Annotated in this window: 15 protein-coding genes; 9 read left to right on the top strand and 6 right to left on the bottom strand. The window is 60.1% G+C overall.

Translation table 11 applies throughout. The features are described from left to right. Positions 1-87: 87 nt before the first annotated feature. The 5 genes from cysM to JFU11_RS02415 all read left to right on the top strand — a co-directional run bounded on the left by cysM (position 88) and on the right by JFU11_RS02415 (position 6,255). Complete coding sequence (gene cysM / locus JFU11_RS02435; RefSeq protein WP_007899067.1) at positions 88-990, top strand: cysteine synthase CysM; 903 nt, start codon at positions 88-90, stop codon at positions 988-990. Then, positions 990-2,342, top strand: coding sequence for a 23S rRNA (uracil(1939)-C(5))-methyltransferase RlmD (gene rlmD, locus JFU11_RS02430; protein ID WP_201059630.1), 1,353 nt, complete (start codon positions 990-992; stop codon positions 2,340-2,342). Before cysM ends, rlmD begins: the two co-directional genes overlap by 1 nt. Before the next feature lie 128 nt (positions 2,343-2,470). Then, complete coding sequence (gene relA / locus JFU11_RS02425; protein ID WP_038979473.1) at positions 2,471-4,714, top strand: GTP diphosphokinase; 2,244 nt, start codon at positions 2,471-2,473, stop codon at positions 4,712-4,714. 136 nt (positions 4,715-4,850) lie between these two features. Then, positions 4,851-5,684: a nucleoside triphosphate pyrophosphohydrolase gene (gene mazG, locus JFU11_RS02420; protein ID WP_201059628.1), complete on the top strand. Its 834-nt coding sequence runs from the start codon at positions 4,851-4,853 to the stop codon at positions 5,682-5,684. Positions 5,685-5,712: 28 nt separating this feature from the next. Then, entirely contained in the window at positions 5,713-6,255 is a 543-nt protein-coding gene (locus JFU11_RS02415; protein WP_052966627.1) for a DUF2058 domain-containing protein, read from the top strand. A gap of 66 nt (positions 6,256-6,321) precedes the next feature. Here the strand turns inward: JFU11_RS02415 and JFU11_RS02410 are convergent, their stop codons facing one another. The 6 genes from JFU11_RS02410 to JFU11_RS02385 all read right to left on the bottom strand — a co-directional run bounded on the left by JFU11_RS02410 (position 6,322) and on the right by JFU11_RS02385 (position 13,965). Continuing rightward, positions 6,322-6,510, bottom strand: coding sequence for a hypothetical protein (locus JFU11_RS02410; RefSeq protein WP_007937567.1), 189 nt, complete (start codon positions 6,508-6,510; stop codon positions 6,322-6,324). A gap of 507 nt (positions 6,511-7,017) precedes the next feature. Continuing rightward, positions 7,018-8,235: a beta-ketoacyl-ACP synthase I gene (fabB, locus tag JFU11_RS02405; protein WP_123720632.1), complete on the bottom strand. Its 1,218-nt coding sequence runs from the start codon at positions 8,233-8,235 to the stop codon at positions 7,018-7,020. 11 nt (positions 8,236-8,246) lie between these two features. Then, on the bottom strand, positions 8,247-8,762 hold the full coding sequence (fabA, locus tag JFU11_RS02400) for a 3-hydroxyacyl-[acyl-carrier-protein] dehydratase FabA (RefSeq protein WP_007899046.1): 516 nt from the start codon (positions 8,760-8,762) through the stop codon (positions 8,247-8,249). 247 nt (positions 8,763-9,009) lie between these two features. Then, positions 9,010-10,911 (bottom strand): response regulator, encoded by a 1,902-nt coding sequence (locus tag JFU11_RS02395; RefSeq protein WP_201059626.1) that lies wholly within the window; start codon positions 10,909-10,911, stop codon positions 9,010-9,012. Further along, positions 10,908-11,840 carry a hypothetical protein gene (locus JFU11_RS02390; protein WP_201059624.1) on the bottom strand — a complete coding sequence of 311 codons (933 nt, stop codon included), beginning with the start codon at positions 11,838-11,840 and terminating at the stop codon, positions 10,908-10,910. The genes JFU11_RS02395 and JFU11_RS02390 overlap by 4 nt, the downstream gene beginning before the upstream one ends. A gap of 1 nt (position 11,841) precedes the next feature. Beyond that, a complete protein-coding gene (locus JFU11_RS02385; RefSeq protein ID WP_201059623.1) occupies positions 11,842-13,965 on the bottom strand; it encodes a TonB-dependent receptor in 2,124 nt (707 codons plus the stop codon). Between the two features lie 196 nt (positions 13,966-14,161). Here JFU11_RS02385 and JFU11_RS02380 point away from each other — a divergent pair, with 196 nt between their 5' ends. The 4 genes from JFU11_RS02380 (at position 14,162) to JFU11_RS02365 (ending at position 17,876) form a co-directional block, all read left to right on the top strand. Continuing rightward, positions 14,162-15,187: an NAD(P)H-dependent glycerol-3-phosphate dehydrogenase gene (locus JFU11_RS02380; protein ID WP_123720636.1), complete on the top strand. Its 1,026-nt coding sequence runs from the start codon at positions 14,162-14,164 to the stop codon at positions 15,185-15,187. A gap of 30 nt (positions 15,188-15,217) precedes the next feature. Beyond that, on the top strand, positions 15,218-15,565 hold the full coding sequence (locus JFU11_RS02375; RefSeq protein ID WP_008011673.1) for a DUF4389 domain-containing protein: 348 nt from the start codon (positions 15,218-15,220) through the stop codon (positions 15,563-15,565). Then, a complete protein-coding gene (sixA, locus tag JFU11_RS02370; RefSeq protein WP_123720637.1) occupies positions 15,562-16,014 on the top strand; it encodes a phosphohistidine phosphatase SixA in 453 nt (150 codons plus the stop codon). Before JFU11_RS02375 ends, sixA begins: the two co-directional genes overlap by 4 nt. Before the next feature lie 194 nt (positions 16,015-16,208). Then, a complete protein-coding gene (locus JFU11_RS02365) occupies positions 16,209-17,876 on the top strand; it encodes an AMP-binding protein (protein WP_201059622.1) in 1,668 nt (555 codons plus the stop codon). The last annotated feature ends 14 nt before the right edge of the window (positions 17,877-17,890 follow it).

Below are 17,890 nucleotides of genomic sequence, written 5' to 3'. Positions count from 1 at the left end.
GCCATAAGCCCCTTACTTTGCGTGATATGGCCTGCGCACGTTTGCCGGTATGATAGGCGCCCCCGCAGTCTGGATTGCGAATACGCCATGACCTTGCAGTACCCAACCATCGCCGATTGCGTCGGCAACACTCCGCTGGTCCGTTTGCAGCGCCTGCCTGGCGCCACCAGCAACACCCTTTTGCTCAAGCTCGAAGGGAACAATCCGGCGGGTTCGGTCAAGGACCGTCCGGCGCTGTCGATGATCACCCGCGCCGAATTGCGCGGGCAGATCCACGCCGGCGATACGCTGATCGAAGCGACCTCGGGCAATACCGGGATCGCCCTGGCGATGGCTGCCGCGATCAAGGGTTACAAGATGATCCTGATCATGCCGGACAACTCCAGCGCCGAGCGTAAAGCCGCCATGACGGCCTATGGCGCCGAGCTGATTCTGGTCAGCCAGGAAGAAGGCATGGAAGGCGCTCGCGACCTCGCCCAGCGAATGGAAGCCGAAGGTCGCGGCAAGGTGCTGGATCAGTTCGCCAACGGTGACAACCCCGAGGCGCACTACACCACCACCGGTCCGGAAATCTGGCGTCAGACCGAAGGCACCATCACTCATTTCGTCAGCTCGATGGGCACCACCGGCACCATCATGGGCGTTTCGCGCTACTTGAAAGAGCAGAACGACAACGTGCAGATCATCGGGCTGCAACCGATGGAAGGCTCGGCGATTCCGGGCATCCGTCGCTGGCCGCAGGAATACCTGCCGAAGATCTACCAGGCCGAGCGCGTGGACCGGATCGTCGACATGGCGCAAAGCGAAGCCGAGGACGTGACCCGTCGTCTTGCGCGCGAAGAAGGTATCTTCTGCGGCGTGTCTTCGGGCGGTGCCGTGGCAGCGATGCTGCGTCTGTCCAAAGAAGTTGAAAACGCGGTGATCGTCGCGATCATCTGCGACCGTGGCGACCGTTACCTGTCGACCGGCATTTTCGACGCGCCCAACTGATGGCCAAGCAAGAGAGAGGCCTGCGCTTCCAGCCCACGGGTGGCAGCAAGGCCCCGCAAGTCCCGACCGGCAAAAAGCAGCGCTTGACCATCGAGCGCCTGGCCAATGACGGTCGCGGTATCGCGTTTTTCGAAGGTCGCACCTGGTTCGTCATCGGCGCTTTGGCCGGTGAAGACGTCGAGGCGCGGGTCTTGGGTGCCCACGGCAAAGTGGTCGAGGCGCGCACCGAGCGCGTGTTCCAGGCCAGTGAATTGCGCCGTCCGGCACCCTGCGCTCATGCCGCTCGTTGCGGCGGTTGCAGCGTGCAGCATCTGCCCCACAACGAACAGCTCGCCCTGAAACAGCGCATGCTCGCCGAGCAATTGTCGCGGGTTGCCGGTGTCGAACCTGAAGAGTGGGCAGCGCCGTTGAGCGGTCCGGAATTCGGTTACCGTCGTCGCGCCCGAGTGGCGGTGCGTTGGGACATGAAAGCGAAAAAACTCGAAGTCGGCTTCCGCGCTGCCGGCAGTCAGGACATCGTCGCCATTAACGAATGCCCGGTGCTGGTACAGCCCTTGCAACCGATCATGACCCGCTTGCCGGAGATGCTGCGGCGCTTGAGCAAACCTCAGGCACTGGGGCATGTGGAGTTGTTCAGTGGTTCGTCATTGGCGGTATTGCTGCGGCACATGGCGCCGTTGTCCGAAGCCGACATGACCATCCTCAAGGAATTCTGCGCGTTCCATGAAGCCCAGTTGTGGCTGCATGGTGACGGCGAGCCGCAACCGGTCGAGGCCGATCAGTCGCTGGGCTATCGCCTTGAACAGTGGGACTTGAACCTGGCGTATCGGCCGGGAGATTTCATCCAGGTCAACGCCGGGGTCAACGAAGCGATGGTCGCCCAGGCATTGGCGTGGCTGGCGCCGAAACCTGATGAGCGGGTTCTGGATCTGTTTTGTGGGTTGGGCAACTTTGCCTTGCCGCTGGCCAAAACCGTTCGCGAAGTGGTGGCGGTGGAGGGCGTGCAGGCGATGGTCAAGCGAGCTGCCGCGAATGCCGCTGACAACAATTTGCATAATGCGAAGTTTTTTCAAGCCGATTTATCCCAGCCTTTGGCCGATGCCGAATGGGCAGATGAAGGCTTTTGTGCGGTACTCTTGGACCCACCTCGCGACGGCGCTTTCGAGGTGGTGCGCAAGCTGGCGTCCCTGGGCGCCAAACGATTGGTGTATGTGTCGTGCAACCCTGCAACGCTGGCGCGCGACACGGTCGAATTGATCAAGCAGGGCTACCGGTTAAAACGTGCCGGGATTCTCGATATGTTTCCTCAGACGGCACATGTCGAGGCCATGGCGTTATTTGAAGCGAGCTAGGACGGCTCGTCTGGTCCGACTGACCCGCTCGTGCAAAGCGCATTCGTCTTAGCCCCGCGAGTGCACACGGGCAGCAAAGGTCAGCGATTTGACGCATTGAATCTGCGTCGTAGGGAAGGTAAAGCAAGATGGTACAGGTGAGAGCACACCAGCCGATCAACACCGACGGCAGTATCAATCTCGAGGCATGGCTCGATCATGCGGTCAGTGTCGATGCGGCACTGGATCGCGAAGCCTTGAAGGAAGCCTGCGAGTTCGCTCGCGAGGCCGAACAACAAGCTAATGCGGCGAAGAATCTGTGGTCCGAAGGGACCTCGAGTTTCCGCACCGGCCTTGAGATCGCCGAGATTCTCGCCGACCTCAAACTCGACCAGGATTCGTTGGTCGCAGCGGTGCTGTACCGCGGCGTGCGCGAAGGTCAGATCCAGTTGCCGGCGGTCAGCCAGCGTTTCGGTCCGGTGGTCGCCAAACTCATCGACGGCGTGTTGCGCATGGCGGCGATCAGCGCCAGCCTGAGCCCCCGTCAATCCTTGGTGCTGGGCACTCAGGGCCAGGTCGAGAACCTGCGCAAAATGCTCGTGGCCATGGTCGACGACGTGCGCGTCGCGCTGATCAAACTGGCTGAACGTACCTGTGCGATCCGCGCGGTGAAAACTGCCGACGACGAGAAGCGCAACCGCGTCGCCCGTGAAGTCTTCGACATTTACGCGCCGCTCGCCCATCGCCTCGGTATCGGTCATATCAAGTGGGAGCTGGAGGACTTGTCCTTCCGCTATCTTGAGCCCGACCAGTACAAGCAGATCGCCAAGTTGCTCCACGAGCGACGGTTGGATCGCGAGCGCTTTATCGCCGATGTGATGACCCAACTCAAAGACGAGTTGCAGGCTACCGGCGTCGATGCCGACATTAGCGGCCGGGCCAAACACATCTATTCGATCTGGCGCAAAATGCAGCGCAAGGGTCTGGAGTTCAGCCAGATCTACGACGTGCGCGCGGTTCGTGTACTGGTGCCGGAAATGCGCGACTGCTACACCGCGCTCGGCATCGTCCACACCCTGTGGCGGCACATCCCGAAAGAGTTCGACGACTACATCGCCAACCCGAAAGAGAACGGCTACCGCTCGCTGCACACCGCGGTAATCGGCCCTGAAGGCAAGGTGCTGGAAGTGCAGATCCGCACCCACGCCATGCACGAAGAAGCCGAGCTGGGGGTCTGCGCCCACTGGAAATACAAGGGCACCGACGTCAAGTCCGGCTCGAACCACTACGAAGAGAAAATTTCCTGGCTGCGTCAGGTCCTCGAGTGGCACGAAGAGCTGGGCGATATTGGTGGCCTTGCCGAACAATTGCGGGTCGATATCGAGCCGGACCGGGTCTACATCTTTACCCCGGACGGTCACGCCATCGACTTGCCGAAGGGCGCGACACCGCTGGACTTCGCCTACCGCGTGCACACCGAAATCGGTCACAACTGCCGCGGCGCCAAGATCAACGGGCGCATCGTGCCGCTCAACTACAGCCTGCAGACCGGTGAACAGGTCGAGATCATCACCAGCAAGCACGGCACTCCGAGCCGCGACTGGCTGAACCCGAACCTGGGTTACATCACCACCTCGCGGGCACGGGCGAAGATCGTCCACTGGTTCAAATTGCAGGCCCGCGATCAGAACGTCGCGGCCGGCAAAACCTTGCTCGAGCGCGAACTCAATCGCCTCGGCCTGCCGCAGGTGGACTTCGACAAGCTGGCCGAGAAGGCCAACATGAAGACCGCCGAGGACATGTTCGCCGCATTGGGCGCAGGCGATTTGCGCCTGGCACAACTGGTGAACCTGGCGCAGCAACTGGTCGAGCCGGAACGCGGCAACGAACAGCTGGAACTGATCCCGCGCAAAGCCACCGGCTACAAACCGGGCAAGCGTGGCGACATTCAGATCCAGGGCGTCGGCAACCTGATGACCCAGATGGCCGGCTGCTGCCAGCCGCTGCCGGGGGATGCGATCGTCGGTTACATCACCCAGGGCCGTGGCGTGAGCATTCACCGTCAGGACTGCGCCTCGGTGCTGCAACTGGCCGGGCGCGAGCCGGAGCGGATCATTCAGGTCAGCTGGGGGCCGGTGCCGGTGCTCACCTATCCGGTGGACATCATCATTCGCGCCTACGACCGTTCCGGTCTGCTGCGTGACGTGTCGCAGGTGCTGCTCAACGAGCGGATCAACGTGCTGGCGGTCAACACCCGTTCGAATAAAGAGGACAACACCGCGTTGATGTCCCTGACCATCGAGATTCCGGGGCTGGATGCGCTGGGGCGGTTGCTGGGACGGATTTCCCAGTTGCCGAACATCATCGAAACCCGCCGTAACCGCACGCCGTAACGACATGGTTCGCGGCGATCAAATGTGGGAGCGGGCTTGCTCGCGAAAGCGGTCTGAAGGACACATTGATGTTGGATGTGCCGCCGTCTTCGCGAGCAAGCCCGCTCCCACAAGGGTTTTGCAGTGAGAGTGATTGATGTACAACCTTGAAGATCTATTGCACCTGATGAACCGTCTGCGCGACCCGCAGTACGGCTGCCCGTGGGATATCAAGCAAACCTACGCGACCATCGTCCCGCACACCCTGGAAGAAGCCTACGAAGTCGCTGACGCCATCGAGCGCGGGGACTTCGATCATTTGCAGGGTGAGTTGGGCGACTTGTTGTTCCAGGTGGTTTATTACAGCCAACTGGCCCGGGAAGAAGGGCGCTTCGAGTTCGAAGGCGTGGTCGACAGCATCACGCGCAAACTGATCCGCCGTCATCCTCACGTGTTCCCTACCGGTGATCTGTACGCGCCGCTGGACATCCCGCGTTTGAATGAGGAGCAGGTCAAGCAACGCTGGGAAGAGATCAAGGCTGAAGAGCGCGCCGAGAAGTCTTCGGCGCCGCAGCAGTTATCCTTGCTCGACGACGTGCCTGCCGCGTTGCCGGCGCTGTCCCGTTCGGCAAAATTGCAGAAGCGCGCAGGGCGGGTCGGTTTCGATTGGCCGGACGCCTTGCCGGTGCTCGACAAGGTGCGCGAAGAGCTCGATGAAGTGCTCGAAGCCATGGCCGACAATGACTCGGTAGCGATTGCCGATGAAGTCGGCGACTTGCTGTTTTCTGTGGTCAATCTGGCGCGACACCTCAAGGTCGATCCGGAAACCGCACTGCGCGGCGCGAACTCAAAGTTTGAAAGACGCTTCCGATTTATCGAACAGGCATTGCGCGACACCCACCGTCCCATAGAAGATTGCACCCTCGAAGAGTTGGACGCCTTGTGGGGCGAAGCCAAACGTCAGGAAAAGAATTTGCCCAGCTGCGGTTGAGCAGTTGCCTAAGTGAGAAATAAGCACCATGAGCATTTCCCTTCGCGACCAGTTGCTCAAAGCAGGGCTGGTCAATCAAAAGCAGGCCAAACAGGTCGGCAAAGAGAAGCAGAAGCAGCAACGTCTGGCCCACAAAGGGCAGATTGAACTCGATGACTCCCAGCAGCGTGCCGCTCAGGAAGCCATGGCCGAGAAGGTCAAGCGCGACCAGGAACTGAACCGCCAGCAGCAGGAGAAGGCCGAAGCGAAGGCCCGCGCCGCCCAGGTCAAGCAATTGATCGAAGTCTCGCGCCTGCCCAAGCTGACCACCGAGGACTACTACAATTTCGTCGACGACAAGAAGGTCAAGCGCATCTCCGTCAACACCCTGATGCGCAACCAGCTCAGCAATGGCTTCCTGGCGATCGTGCACCACGCCGGCGGTTACGAAGTGATCCCGCGTGAAGCGGCTCTGAAGATTCAGGAGCGCGATCCACAGCGCATCGTGCAGCTGAATGTGAAGACAGAAGAAGTCAGCGTCGAAGACGATCCGTACGCGGCCTATCAGATCCCTGATGATCTGATGTGGTAAGCCGTTAGAGACTGCAACAACGACAAACCCCGCTCATGGCGGGGTTTGTCGTTTTCAATGCGGTCATTATGCAGAACGCGCTTCGCGCTGCTGCTCCAGTGTTTCCAGTTCGGCCTTGTATTGGTGGGCTTCGGTCTCGGAGTGGAACATCCCGACCAACAGGTTTTGTTGATGTACATCCCAGATGCGGATACCGGCGGCGATGCCTTCATGGGACATATGTGAATCGTCGCGTTCAGTTACTTTTACAGTCATCTGCTAGCTCCAATCTCTGTTATCTGCAGCAAGGCGTGTGCAGGCCTTTGTTATATATTTTGTTAGTTGGCTAAGTAAATGGCAGAGTTCGGCAACCCATTTTTGCAGAATCGGCAAAAGTCCTGCAGCCCGCGAAATACGCGACATTCAGTCGCAGGCCATTGAGTTTCATGACAAATGTTTCATGTTCGCGAGGAGGAAACCACGGTTCGAGCTGATGGATTGCACACCGCTGAACCTGTGGGAGCTGGCTTGCCTGCGATGACGTAGGCACAGCAAACATGGATGTTGCCTGACACACCGCTATCGCAGGCAAGCCAGCTCCCACAGGTTTTTTGCCTTGCCCGAGTAATTAATTCAGAGGCAAAAAAAACGCCCCGAACCAGTCGGGGCGTTTTTGTGTGGCACGCTATCAGGTTTATACGAAACCTGTAGGAGCTGGCGAAGCCTGCGATCTTTTCAGCGTCTTCGCGGGCGCTAAAGATCAAAAGATCGCAGCGGCAGCTCCTATGCCTGCCAGCGCTTCAGTACCAACGTGGCGTTGGTGCCACCGAAGCCGAAGCTGTTGCTCATCACGGTGTTGATGGTGGCGTCTTCGCGAGTCTTGGTCAGGATTGGCATGTCTGCCACTTCCGGGTCCAGTTCGTCGATGTTGGCGGAGCCCGCCATGAAGTTGCCTTCCATCATCAGCATGCAGTAGATCGCTTCGTGAACGCCGGCGGCGCCCAAGGAGTGACCCGACAGGCTCTTGGTGGAGCTGATAGCTGGAGCCTTGTCGCCGAACACTTCACGCACACCTTTCATTTCCATGACGTCGCCGACCGGAGTCGAGGTGCCGTGGGTGTTCAGGTAGTCGATCGGTGCGTCGACGGTGGACATGGCCATCTGCATGCAGCGGATGGCGCCTTCGCCGCTTGGGGCGACCATGTCGTAGCCGTCGGAGGTCGCGCCGTAGCCAACGATTTCCGCGTAGATCTTCGCGCCGCGGGCCAGAGCGTGTTCCAGCTCTTCGACCACGACCATGCCGCCACCGCCGGCGATGACGAAACCGTCACGCTTGGCGTCGTAGGCACGGGAAGCTTTTTCCGGGGTTTCGTTGTACTGGCTGGACAGTGCGCCCATGGCGTCGAACAGGAACGATTGGCTCCAGTGTTCTTCTTCACCGCCGCCGGCGAACACTACGTCCTGCTTGCCCATCTGGATCTGTTCCATGGCGTTACCGATGCAGTGAGCACTGGTGGCGCACGCGGAGGAGATCGAGTAATTCACACCTTTGATCTTGAACGGCGTGGCCAGGCAAGCCGAAACGGTGCTGCCCATGGTCCGCGTGACGCGGTACGGGCCCACGCGTTTGACGCCTTTCTCGCGCAGGATGTCCAGCGCTTCCATCTGGTTCAAGGTCGACGCGCCACCGGAGCCGGCGATCAGGCCGGTACGCACGTTGGAAACCTGCTCTTCGGTCAGACCGGAGTCTGCGATGGCATCTTTCATGGCCAGGTAGGCGTAAGCCGCCGCGTGGCCGACGAAGCGAAAGATCTTGCGATCGATCAATTCTTCGAGGGGAAGGTCAATGGAGCCGGAAACCTGGCTACGCAGACCCATTTCAGCATATTCCGGGTTGAACCGGATGCCAGGGCGGCTTGCACGCAGGTTAGCGGAGACGGTCTCTTTGTCATTGCCCAGGCACGAAACGATGCCCAGACCAGTGATAACGACGCGGCGCATGCGGATAACCCTTAGAAGTTGTCAGTGGAGGTGAAAACGCCGACCCGAAGGCCTTCGGCGGTATAGATTTCGCGGCCGTCGACGGTCACCGAACCATCGGCAATGGCCATGTTCAGCTTGCCCTTCAGGACGCGTTTGATATGGATGTTATAGGTGACTTTCTTGGCGGTTGGCAGTACCTGGCCAAAGAATTTTACTTCCCCCGACCCCAGGGCGCGTCCGCGGCCCGGCAAGCCTTGCCAGCCGAGGAAGAAACCGACCAGTTGCCACATGGCATCGAGGCCCAGGCAGCCCGGCATTACCGGATCACCTTCGAAGTGGCAGGCGAAGAACCACAGGTCTGGAGTGATATCCAGCTCGGCGACCAATTCACCTTTGCCGTACTTGCCACCCTCTTCGCTGATATGAGTGATGCGATCGACCATCAGCATGTTCGGGGCGGGCAGTTGCGCGTTACCTGGGCCGAACAACTCACCACGACTGCAGCGCAGCAGGTCTTCCCGAGTAAAGGCGTTTTGTTTGGTCATGCGAGCTCCTCAATAGTCCATGCGGCAGGGTGGGGCGAATCTTCCCGGCCGATCGAAGCGTTCATGCCTCGAGTCAGCAGCCTACTCATAGACTATTGCGTTGTGGTGAAAGTCACAGCACCAAGGACATGAATGTACACTTGTGCACTGAAATTATTATTCAAGCCCCTTTTCGGGCCTGTTCGGGAGCCTAAGACTGCCGCACTTTCGTCTTTCACGCCAGTCGCAGATAGCCGAAAGGCCTGTACTACTGCACCCAACGCTGCAGAATTTGCTGCAGATCCGTGCGTTTGAAGGGCTTGGCCAGGTAATCGTTCATTCCCGCCGATAAACAGGCTTCGCGGTCGCCCTGCAAGGCATTGGCCGTCAGCGCGATGATCGGCACGTCAGCACAGCCGGGTAGTTGGCGAATCTGTCGGGTGGCTTCGTAGCCGTCGATGACCGGCAGTCGGCAGTCCATCAGAATCGCGTCGAAAGTCCGGCTCTCGGCACTACGCACCGCTTGTGCACCATCGGTTACGACGCTGACAGTAAAGCCCAGACTGCGCAACATTGCTTCGACAACAGTGCGATTGACTGCGTTGTCCTCCACCAGCAGCACATCACGACCTTCGCCGTGGTCATTGCCGGTATGTCCTCGTGGTGTCAGCACCGGCAGTGGCTGCTTATACAAAGCCAAAGGGATTTCCAGGGTGAACACCGAGCCAACGCCTTCTTCGCTCTGAGCGCGCAAGGTGCCGCCCATCCGCTCAGCCAGAGTGCGGGCAATCGGCAGTCCCAATCCGGTGCCGCCGTAACGTCTTGAAATAGAACTGTCGGCCTGCTGGAACGCGTTGAACATTAACTCCAGGCTTTCGGCCGGGATGCCGATCCCGGTGTCGCGCACGGTGCAGGTGAACCACAGCAGTTCGTGATCCAGGGACTGCCACAGCGGTTCGATCGTGACGCGGCCCCGTTCGGTGAATTTCAGCGCGTTGCCGACCAGATTGACCAGAATCTGCCGAATCCGCGTCGGATCGCCCTGAACCTGCAGGGCGCGCATGTCCTCGGGTACCCGCAGTTGCAGTTCCAGTCCGCGTTGCACCGCGCTGTGCTGGAACGACTGGGCGCAACTGCCGATCAGGTCCGCGAGGTTGAATGGAATGTGCTCCAGCTCCAGTTCCGAACGCTCGATGCGCGAGAAATCGAGAATGTCGTTGATCACTTTGAGCAGGTGCTCGGTGGATTCCGAGGCCAGCGCCGCGTACTCAATCTGCTCCTCAGTCATCTCGGTGGTTTCCAGCAGTTGCAGCATGCCCAGCACGCCATTCATCGGCGTGCGTAATTCGTGACTCATCATCGCGAGGAAATCGGATTTGGCGTTGTTGGCCTTTTCCGCTTCCTCGCGGGTCTGGATCAATTGCGCCATGGCCTGATGCTGTTCGCGACTGGCTTGCTCAAGGCCTTGGGCAAGGTTGTTGATGTGCTGCGACAGGGCGCCCAGTTCAGTGTCGTCGACAATCGGCAGGGGCGTTTTATAGTCGCCTTTCTGGATCGCCTTGACGGCGTTGCCGATGTCGTGGATCGGTTGCGACAGGCTGCCGGCCAGGCGCCGAGCCAGCAGAAACGTAAACAGCAGAGCGAACAAGGCGAGGATCCCGGCCTTGAAGAGGATTTCCTGCTGGCGCTGGTTGAAGGCGTCATTGGACAGGCCGACGATCACCCGGCCCAGATAATCCTCGCCCGGCGCGCTGGCGACGGTACGGCTGTTCTGGAAAAAATCATTGTTGAGCGCGATGCGTTGCAGGCGCACCGGTGCCTGGAACACTTCGACCTGATGCGAGCGGTGGTGGGCTTCCGACGGTTGCTCGACGTACACCAGAATCCGGTTGGCTCTGTCCTGTACTTCCAGAAAGCGTACGTTGGGCGTGGCCAGGGTGGCCTTGAGCAAACTTTCGAGCACCTCGTTGTTGCCCGAAATGACCCCGTATTCGGTGGCCGGCGCCAGTTGATTGGCGATCAGCTGACCGGTGTGATTGAGTTCCTGGCGCAGGTCCTGGATTCGCACGAAGGTGAAAAAACTGATCAGCAGCAACGTCAGCAGCAGGGCCGGGCCGAGGCTGATGATCTGGGTGCGGGTATTGATGTCCCAACCGCGACGGAAGGTCATGGGCGGCGTTCTCCTTCGGCCAGCTGTGTTGCGACAGAGGCTTCATTCATCGGTTCAATACTTAGTGAACGAGCCACTTGCGGGTTGCTTAAGACCTTGAAGTGTTGCGGATAAAGTGCGCGCGGCCAGTTGCTCGAAGGGCGGTCGAGCAGCTCGTCGAGAATTTTCAGCCAATCGTTCTGGTCGCTGTAAGTACTGGCCAGACTGCCGGCCCTGACAAAGGCTGCGTTGGGGCCGATCAGTGCCAGTTGCCGTGCATAGCTGCTGAGCAACAGGTTTTTCACGGTTTTCGGGTTGTACAGATCGGGGTCGTCCAGGCCCAGCAGCACATCGCTGTTTTTCAGCAGGGCCTGCAAGGGGCGGCTGTCATTGGTGTTATCCCAGCGCTCGGTGACTACTTCAAAGCCCAGGGGCAGGGCGGCCTGACGTACTTCCTTCAGCAAGAATTCGCTGTGGCTGTCGAAAAGCACGCCGACCCGCCGGGCTTCAGGCAGGAGCAGTCGGGTCAGGCGCAACTGTCGGTCCAGCGGCGGATCGCTCCAGAGCAGGCTGAGGTGCGGGGGCATTTCATTGCCCAAGCGTTGGCGGGCTTGCAGACGGCTGATGCGCAGAACCAGCGTTGCCGGGCCCTGAGCGTCTTGCAGACGCCAGTCGAGGCTGGGCAAGTCGAGCAGAACCAGGCGGGTGTCGACGGGCAGTTGGCCTGGCGCCGGTAGGCTGGCGACAGGCTGGAAGCGCACGCTGTCGGTGGGGCGCAGCTCGCTGAGGGCCTGAACGAAAGACTGCATGCCGGGACTGTCCTCGGCACCGGTCAGCAGAATGTCAGCGGCCCGTGCCGGCAGATTGCACAGCAACCCGGTAAACACCAGGCACAACCCGGCCAGCAGGCGGCCAAGGGTTGGCGTCTTCGGTCGCGGGCGATGCGGCATCTTAAAACTCCAGCTCCGCGCTGAAGTAGAGCACCCGGCGATCGTCGTAGTTGTTGTCGACGAAGGTGGTGGGCTGATTGTCGAGGCGTTGCTGGAGGATCCCGGCCAGTTCCAGATTGGCCTTGCCCAAACCGATGCGTTTGGCGATACGGGTGTCGACCCGTTCGAAGCGATAACCGTTGAGGGCGTCGGCACCATAGTAGAAGAGCGCGCTGTTCCAGCCCTGGCCCCAACTGCGTAGCCAACCGGCGGAGCCGCTGTTGCGCGCGGTCTGTTGTGCATCCAGCGGGTTGCTGGCCTCTGCATCGACGTAGGCATAAGTCAGGCGCAGACGATCGGCGCTGCTGACGCGCCAATCCAGCTGGGTTTCAGTTCCGCTGAAGCGCGAGTTGTTCGAGTTGCTGGCGATGTATTGGTTGTTACGCAACGGTTCGCTGATCATGCCGGTGATTTCGTCGTAGAACAGCTTCACGTCGACCGCCAGTCCCCACTCTGCGAAGTAGCCGTTGTAGCCCAACTCCCGGGAGCGCATGCGTTCCTGTTCAAGGTCGCCCGGGCCGCGGGTCTTGACGAAATAACGGGCGCTGGACTGGCCGTAGGCGCTGGGCTTCAGGTTGGTCACCTGATAACTCCAGTTGACGTTGTTCTCGAACATGTCCGGTGAACGGATGGCTTCCGAATACACCGCGCGCAAGCCGTGGCGCGGGTTGATCAGGTAATTGACCGCCACCCGTGGGGTCAGCGAGTTACCGGTCAATTGCGTGTCTTCGTACATCGCACCGCCCTGCAGCAACCAGTGCTCGGTGGCGCGCCACTCGAGTTGGCCGAACGCCCGCCAGGTGGTGTCGTCGAGCGTGCCATTGAAGTAGGTCTCGGAATTTGCCCGGTCGTAACGATAGTTCATGCCGCTGACCAACCGCAGACTGTCGGACAGGCTGAGCGTGTCTTGCAGTTCGAGGTCGTAGCGCGATTCCCGGGCGCTCTGGTCGATGTCGCCGCAGACGGTTTGCCGGGCGCCGTCTTGCCATTGCCTCAGTACCTGATTGCCCAGCGCACGCTCAGCCGCGGTCCCTGCCGGTGCGCCGGAAACGGTGTAGCGGTCCATGTTGCGCGCCAGACGTTCGGTGTAGTTCGGGTTGAGTTGCCACAGTTGGGTCAGTTCCGGGCTGAACGAGATCTCGGCATCGCAGGCACGCCAGGTCTGCTGGCGATCCCAGTGTTGCGCCGAGCCTTGAATATAAAGGCTGTGGTTGGGATTGATGTCCAGGTTCCAGCGCAACGAGCCGGCATAGTCCTTGGCGATGACGTCGGAATTGTCCCCGGCGGCGGTAATCCCTGAGAACACCGGACGGTAGGTATAGGGACGCTGGTTGGTCCCGTCCTTGGCATTCAGTTGCCAGTCGATGCTCTGGTTTTCATTGAGCGTCCGGCTGACGGCGAGGCTGACGCGGTTCAAGCGACGGCTGTCGCGGTAATCGGCGCCGGTGCGATCCGAGTCGAAGCCGTCGTCTTGTTGGCCGGACAACGACAGCCGCAAGTCGCCGCTGTCCCAGCCCATGCCCTGGCTGGCGTAGAAATCGTTGATGCCGCGCTGGCCACGGGTGACTTTCAGCCGCGTGCCGTGGCTGTCGGCCGGTTTGCGGGTGATGATATTGACCACCGCCATCAGTGCGTTGGCGCCGTAGCTGACGGTGTTCGGGCCACGGAAAACCTCGATGCGCTCGATGTCTTCCATGGCCACCGGAATATCACTCCAGTCCACCGTGGCCAGGCCTGCGCGGTACACCGAGCGGCCGTCGATCAACACTTGCATGCGTCGTGCTTCGCTGGCCTTGGTGCCGTGGTAGTTCACCGCCGCCTGATTGCCGCTGATATTACCGACCATCATTCCCGGCACCAGCCGCAGCAACTCGCTGATGTCCCGTGCGCCGCTGGCACTGATCAGTTCGCTGTCGATCACCGTCATGCTCCCCGGCACGGCCGCAGGCGACTGCTTCAGGCGCGTCGCCGTCAGCACTTGCGGCAACGGGTCATTGTCGAGAAACAGATCGTCGGCCAGCAATGGCGAGCTGAAGATCAGCGCCAGTACCATCGGCGAGCGAGGGCAGGGAAAGCCAAAAGACACGGCACGGCCTTGATAGCGATTAGTTGGCGCGCATGTTAACCGAGCGCAAAGACTTTTCCAGTCACGTTGTGGGCATTTTCCTCGGTTTTCTTGGTCTTCTTCCTACAAGTGTCGGTAATTGATGCTGGGGCTGGCCGCGACCGGGCCGCTCCGTATAATGCCGGCATCGCCACTGGTATGGATTAACGGATTGCATATGACTGAACAGCGCCCAATTGCGGTCCTGGGAGGCGGAAGTTTTGGTACCGCCGTGGCTAATCTGCTGGCCGAGAATGGGCATCAGGTCCGGCTGTGGATGCGAGACCCCGAACAGGCCGAGGCCATTCGGGTCAATCGTGAGAACCCGCGCTACCTCAAAGGCATCAAGATTCTTCCGGCGGTGGAGGCGGTCACGGACCTGCAAGCCACCCTGGAGGCCTGCGACCTGTGCTTCGTCGCGCTGCCGTCCAGCGCGCTGCGCTCGGTATTGGTTCCGTACGCCGACCGTTTGAGCGGCAAGCTGCTGGTGAGCCTGACCAAAGGTATCGAAGCGCATACGTTCAAGCTGATGAGCGAGATCCTTGAAGAAATCGCTCCACAAGCGCGCATCGGCGTACTGTCCGGGCCGAATCTGGCCCGGGAAATCGCCGAACACGCGCTGACCGCCACCGTGGTCGCCAGTGAAGACGAAGAGCTTTGCCAAAGGGTTCAGGAAGCGCTGCATGGCAAGACCTTTCGTGTGTACGCCAGCGCTGACCGCTTTGGCGTGGAATTGGGCGGGGCGTTGAAAAACGTTTACGCGATCATCGCCGGCATGGCGGTGGCGCTGGGCATGGGTGAAAACACCAAGAGCATGCTGATCACCCGGGCGCTGGCGGAAATGACCCGCTTCGCGGTGAATCAAGGCGCCAACCCGATGACATTCCTTGGGCTGGCGGGCGTGGGCGACTTGATCGTGACGTGCTCGTCGCCGAAAAGCCGAAACTATCAGGTCGGGTTTGCCCTCGGTCAGGGTTTGAGCCTTGAGGATGCGGTGACGCGTCTTGGTGAAGTCGCCGAAGGCGTGAACACCCTGAAGGTGCTCAAGGCCAAGGCGCAGGAAGCGGGCGTGTATATGCCGCTGGTCGCCGGATTACATGCCATCCTCTTCGAAGGGCGCACGCTGGAGCAGGTCATCGGTCTACTGATGCGTGCCGAGCCTAAAACCGACGTCGACTTTATCTCCACCAGCGGTTTCAACTAAACACCCCATCTACAGGGCAGGGAGCAAGACATGAATGATCCGAAAGTAGAAGCCAAGTACGAATCCATCCTGTTGCGGGTGTTGTGGATGATTGTCTATGTGCTGGTCTGGCAAGTGGCGCAATTGATCCTCGGTGCGGTGGTATTTGTGCAGCTGATCTATCGTTTGATTTATGGCGCACCGAGCGCCAGCCTGATGAACTTCGGCGACAGCCTGAGCCAGTTTCTGGCGCAGATCGGTCGTTTCGGCAGCTTTCACAGCGACCAGAAGCCTTGGCCGTTCGCCGACTGGCCGACGCCGCGTACACCGGAAGGTGAAGCTCCGCACGTTGTGGCGCCAGCACCGCATCCGGCCCGAGATGAGGAGCCAAAACTATGAAACTCTGGGTATTGCGTCATGGCGAAGCCGAACCTCACGGTACTCGTCCAGACTCCGAGCGGGCATTGACCGTCAAGGGGCGTGAAGAGGTGTTGCGCACTGCCGCCCAATTGATCGGCAAGCCGCTCACCGCCATTTATGCCAGTCCTTTCCTGCGAGCTCAGGAGACGGCTTTGCTGGTGCGTGAGGCTCTGGGTTTCGAGCCAGAGATCCGCACGGTCGAATGGCTGACCCCGGATACTGATCCGGACAAGGTGGCGGAGCAGCTTGTATCGGTGAGTGATGTCCTGCTGGTCAGTCACAATCCGCTAGTGGGTAACCTGCTGAGCTATCTGCAGCACGGCGCCGGCTATCCACCGGAAAAAGTCAGCACCGCCGGCCTGGCCGAGCTTGAGAACAATGAACTGCTGATCGGGTCGATGAAGCTCAACGGCATCCAGCACCCTTGACCGCTTTTGTGGGAGCGTGGCTTGCCCGCGATGCAGACACCACGGTGTATCGGTGAAACCGCGTTGATGCCATCGCGGGCAAGCCACGCTCCCACAGGGGCGGCGGCATTCTTGTTTTTTGTGTGAAATAGTCAACCAAGCACTTGCTTGGTTGACTACGCTTGCTCCAGACAAAAAATAAAGGAGCAAGTCGCATGTCTGTTGCTTCCCGTTTGCCATTGGACGCCTTCTACGAGCGTGAAGCCCGTCATCCCCGCCAGCGCTTTCTGGTCCAGCCAATGGGAGGAGACCAGGTCGAGACGCTGACCTGGGCCGACGTTGGCCATCAGGCGCGTTGTGCCGCCCACTGGCTGCGGGCTCGCGAATTGCCACAAGGCAGCCACATCGCGCTGATCTCGAAAAACTGCGCCCACTGGATCATCGCCGACCTGGCGATCTGGATGGCCGGGCATGTCTCGGTGCCGCTGTATCCCAATCTGACCGCCGATTCCGTGGCTCAGGTACTCAATCACTCCGAAGCCGCGCTGGTGTTCATTGGCAAGCTGGATGACTGGCCGGGCATGTCCGCCGGGGTCAGCCCCGACCTGCCGACCATCAGCCTGCCGCTGTGCCCGGCCGGCAACTTCGATTTCAGCTGGGCCGATCTGCAGCGCAGTTCGCCGATTCAGGACGACCCCAAACCCGCCGCCGATCAACTGGCGACCATCATTTACACCTCCGGCACCACGGGCCAACCCAAAGGCGTGATGCACAGTTTCGGCACCTTGGGCTTTGCCACCACTCGCGGTACGCAGTTGTTCGGCTTGAATGAGTCGGATCGCCTGCTTTCCTACCTGCCGCTGTGCCACGTCGCCGAGCGGATGTTCGTCGAGTTGGCGTCGATCTACACCGGGCAAACAGTATTTTTCGCCGAGAGCCTCGACACTTTTCTCACTGATTTAAAACGTGCCCGGCCCACCGCGCTGTTCGGCGTGCCGCGGATCTGGACCAAATTCCAGATGGGCGTCTACAGCAAGATCCCGGAAAAGCGCCTCGACTTCCTGCTCGGCTTGCCCTTGATCGGCAAACGGGTAGGGCACAAAGTCCTCGCCGGGCTGGGGCTGGACGCCTTGCGCATCGCCTTGTCCGGTGCTGCGCCCGTGCCGCAGACCTTGCTGCACTGGTACCAAAAACTGGGGCTGGATGTGCTGGAGGTGTACGGCATGACCGAAAGTTGCGGTTATTCCCACATCGGCCTGCCGGGTCAGAACAAACCCGGCTGGATCGGTAAGCCATGCCCGGAAGTCGAAGTGCGCATTGAGCCGTCAGGTGAAGTATTGGTGCGCAGCGGCGCGACCATGCTTGGCTATTTCAAGGAACCTGAGAAAACTGCCGAAGCCATTACCGTGGACGGTTTCCTGCGCACCGGTGACAAGGGCGAGGAGGACGCCGAAGGCAATCTGCGCCTGACCGGGCGTCTGAAGGAAATCTTCAAAACCAGCAAAGGCAAATACGTTGCCCCGGCACCGATTGAAAATCGCCTGGCGGTGCATGCGCGGATTGAACAAGTGTGCGTGGTTGGCGATGGGCTGAGCGCACCACTGGGGTTGTGCGTGTTGTCGGCGGTCGGTCAGCAGGACGCGAAGGGATCGGCCCGGGCGGGTTTGCATTCGAGTCTGGAAAAACTGCTGGAGGAGGTCAACGGCGTTCTCGACAGGCATGAGCGCTTGCGCCGGTTGGTAGTGGTCAAGGACAGTTGGGCGGTGGAAAACGGCTTCCTGACACCGACCCTGAAGATCAAGCGCAACATGATCGAAGCGGCTTACGGTGCTCGGTTTGCAGAATGGAGCGAGCGCAGCGAGGCGGTGCTGTGGCAGGATTGAGCCACGAACAACTC

The organism is Pseudomonas sp. TH37, from assembly GCF_016650735.1.
GTDB lineage: Bacteria > Pseudomonadota > Gammaproteobacteria > Pseudomonadales > Pseudomonadaceae > Aquipseudomonas > Aquipseudomonas farris.
This window is presented reverse-complemented; position numbering and strand designations above follow the sequence as displayed.

Excerpts from the sequence above, each read along its gene's own strand:
- cysM (WP_007899067.1), top strand. The coding sequence starts at position 88 with ATGACCTTGCAGTACCCAACCATCGCCGATTGCGTCGGCAACACTCCG.
- rlmD (WP_201059630.1), top strand. The coding sequence starts at position 990 with ATGGCCAAGCAAGAGAGAGGCCTGCGCTTCCAGCCCACGGGTGGCAGC.
- relA (WP_038979473.1), top strand. The coding sequence starts at position 2,471 with ATGGTACAGGTGAGAGCACACCAGCCGATCAACACCGACGGCAGTATC.
- mazG (WP_201059628.1), top strand. The coding sequence starts at position 4,851 with ATGTACAACCTTGAAGATCTATTGCACCTGATGAACCGTCTGCGCGAC.
- JFU11_RS02415 (WP_052966627.1), top strand. The coding sequence starts at position 5,713 with ATGAGCATTTCCCTTCGCGACCAGTTGCTCAAAGCAGGGCTGGTCAAT.
- JFU11_RS02410 (WP_007937567.1), bottom strand. The coding sequence starts at position 6,510 with ATGACTGTAAAAGTAACTGAACGCGACGATTCACATATGTCCCATGAA.
- fabB (WP_123720632.1), bottom strand. The coding sequence starts at position 8,235 with ATGCGCCGCGTCGTTATCACTGGTCTGGGCATCGTTTCGTGCCTGGGC.
- fabA (WP_007899046.1), bottom strand. The coding sequence starts at position 8,762 with ATGACCAAACAAAACGCCTTTACTCGGGAAGACCTGCTGCGCTGCAGT.
- JFU11_RS02395 (WP_201059626.1), bottom strand. The coding sequence starts at position 10,911 with ATGACCTTCCGTCGCGGTTGGGACATCAATACCCGCACCCAGATCATC.
- JFU11_RS02390 (WP_201059624.1), bottom strand. The coding sequence starts at position 11,840 with ATGCCGCATCGCCCGCGACCGAAGACGCCAACCCTTGGCCGCCTGCTG.
- JFU11_RS02380 (WP_123720636.1), top strand. The coding sequence starts at position 14,162 with ATGACTGAACAGCGCCCAATTGCGGTCCTGGGAGGCGGAAGTTTTGGT.
- JFU11_RS02375 (WP_008011673.1), top strand. The coding sequence starts at position 15,218 with ATGAATGATCCGAAAGTAGAAGCCAAGTACGAATCCATCCTGTTGCGG.
- sixA (WP_123720637.1), top strand. The coding sequence starts at position 15,562 with ATGAAACTCTGGGTATTGCGTCATGGCGAAGCCGAACCTCACGGTACT.
- JFU11_RS02365 (WP_201059622.1), top strand. The coding sequence starts at position 16,209 with ATGTCTGTTGCTTCCCGTTTGCCATTGGACGCCTTCTACGAGCGTGAA.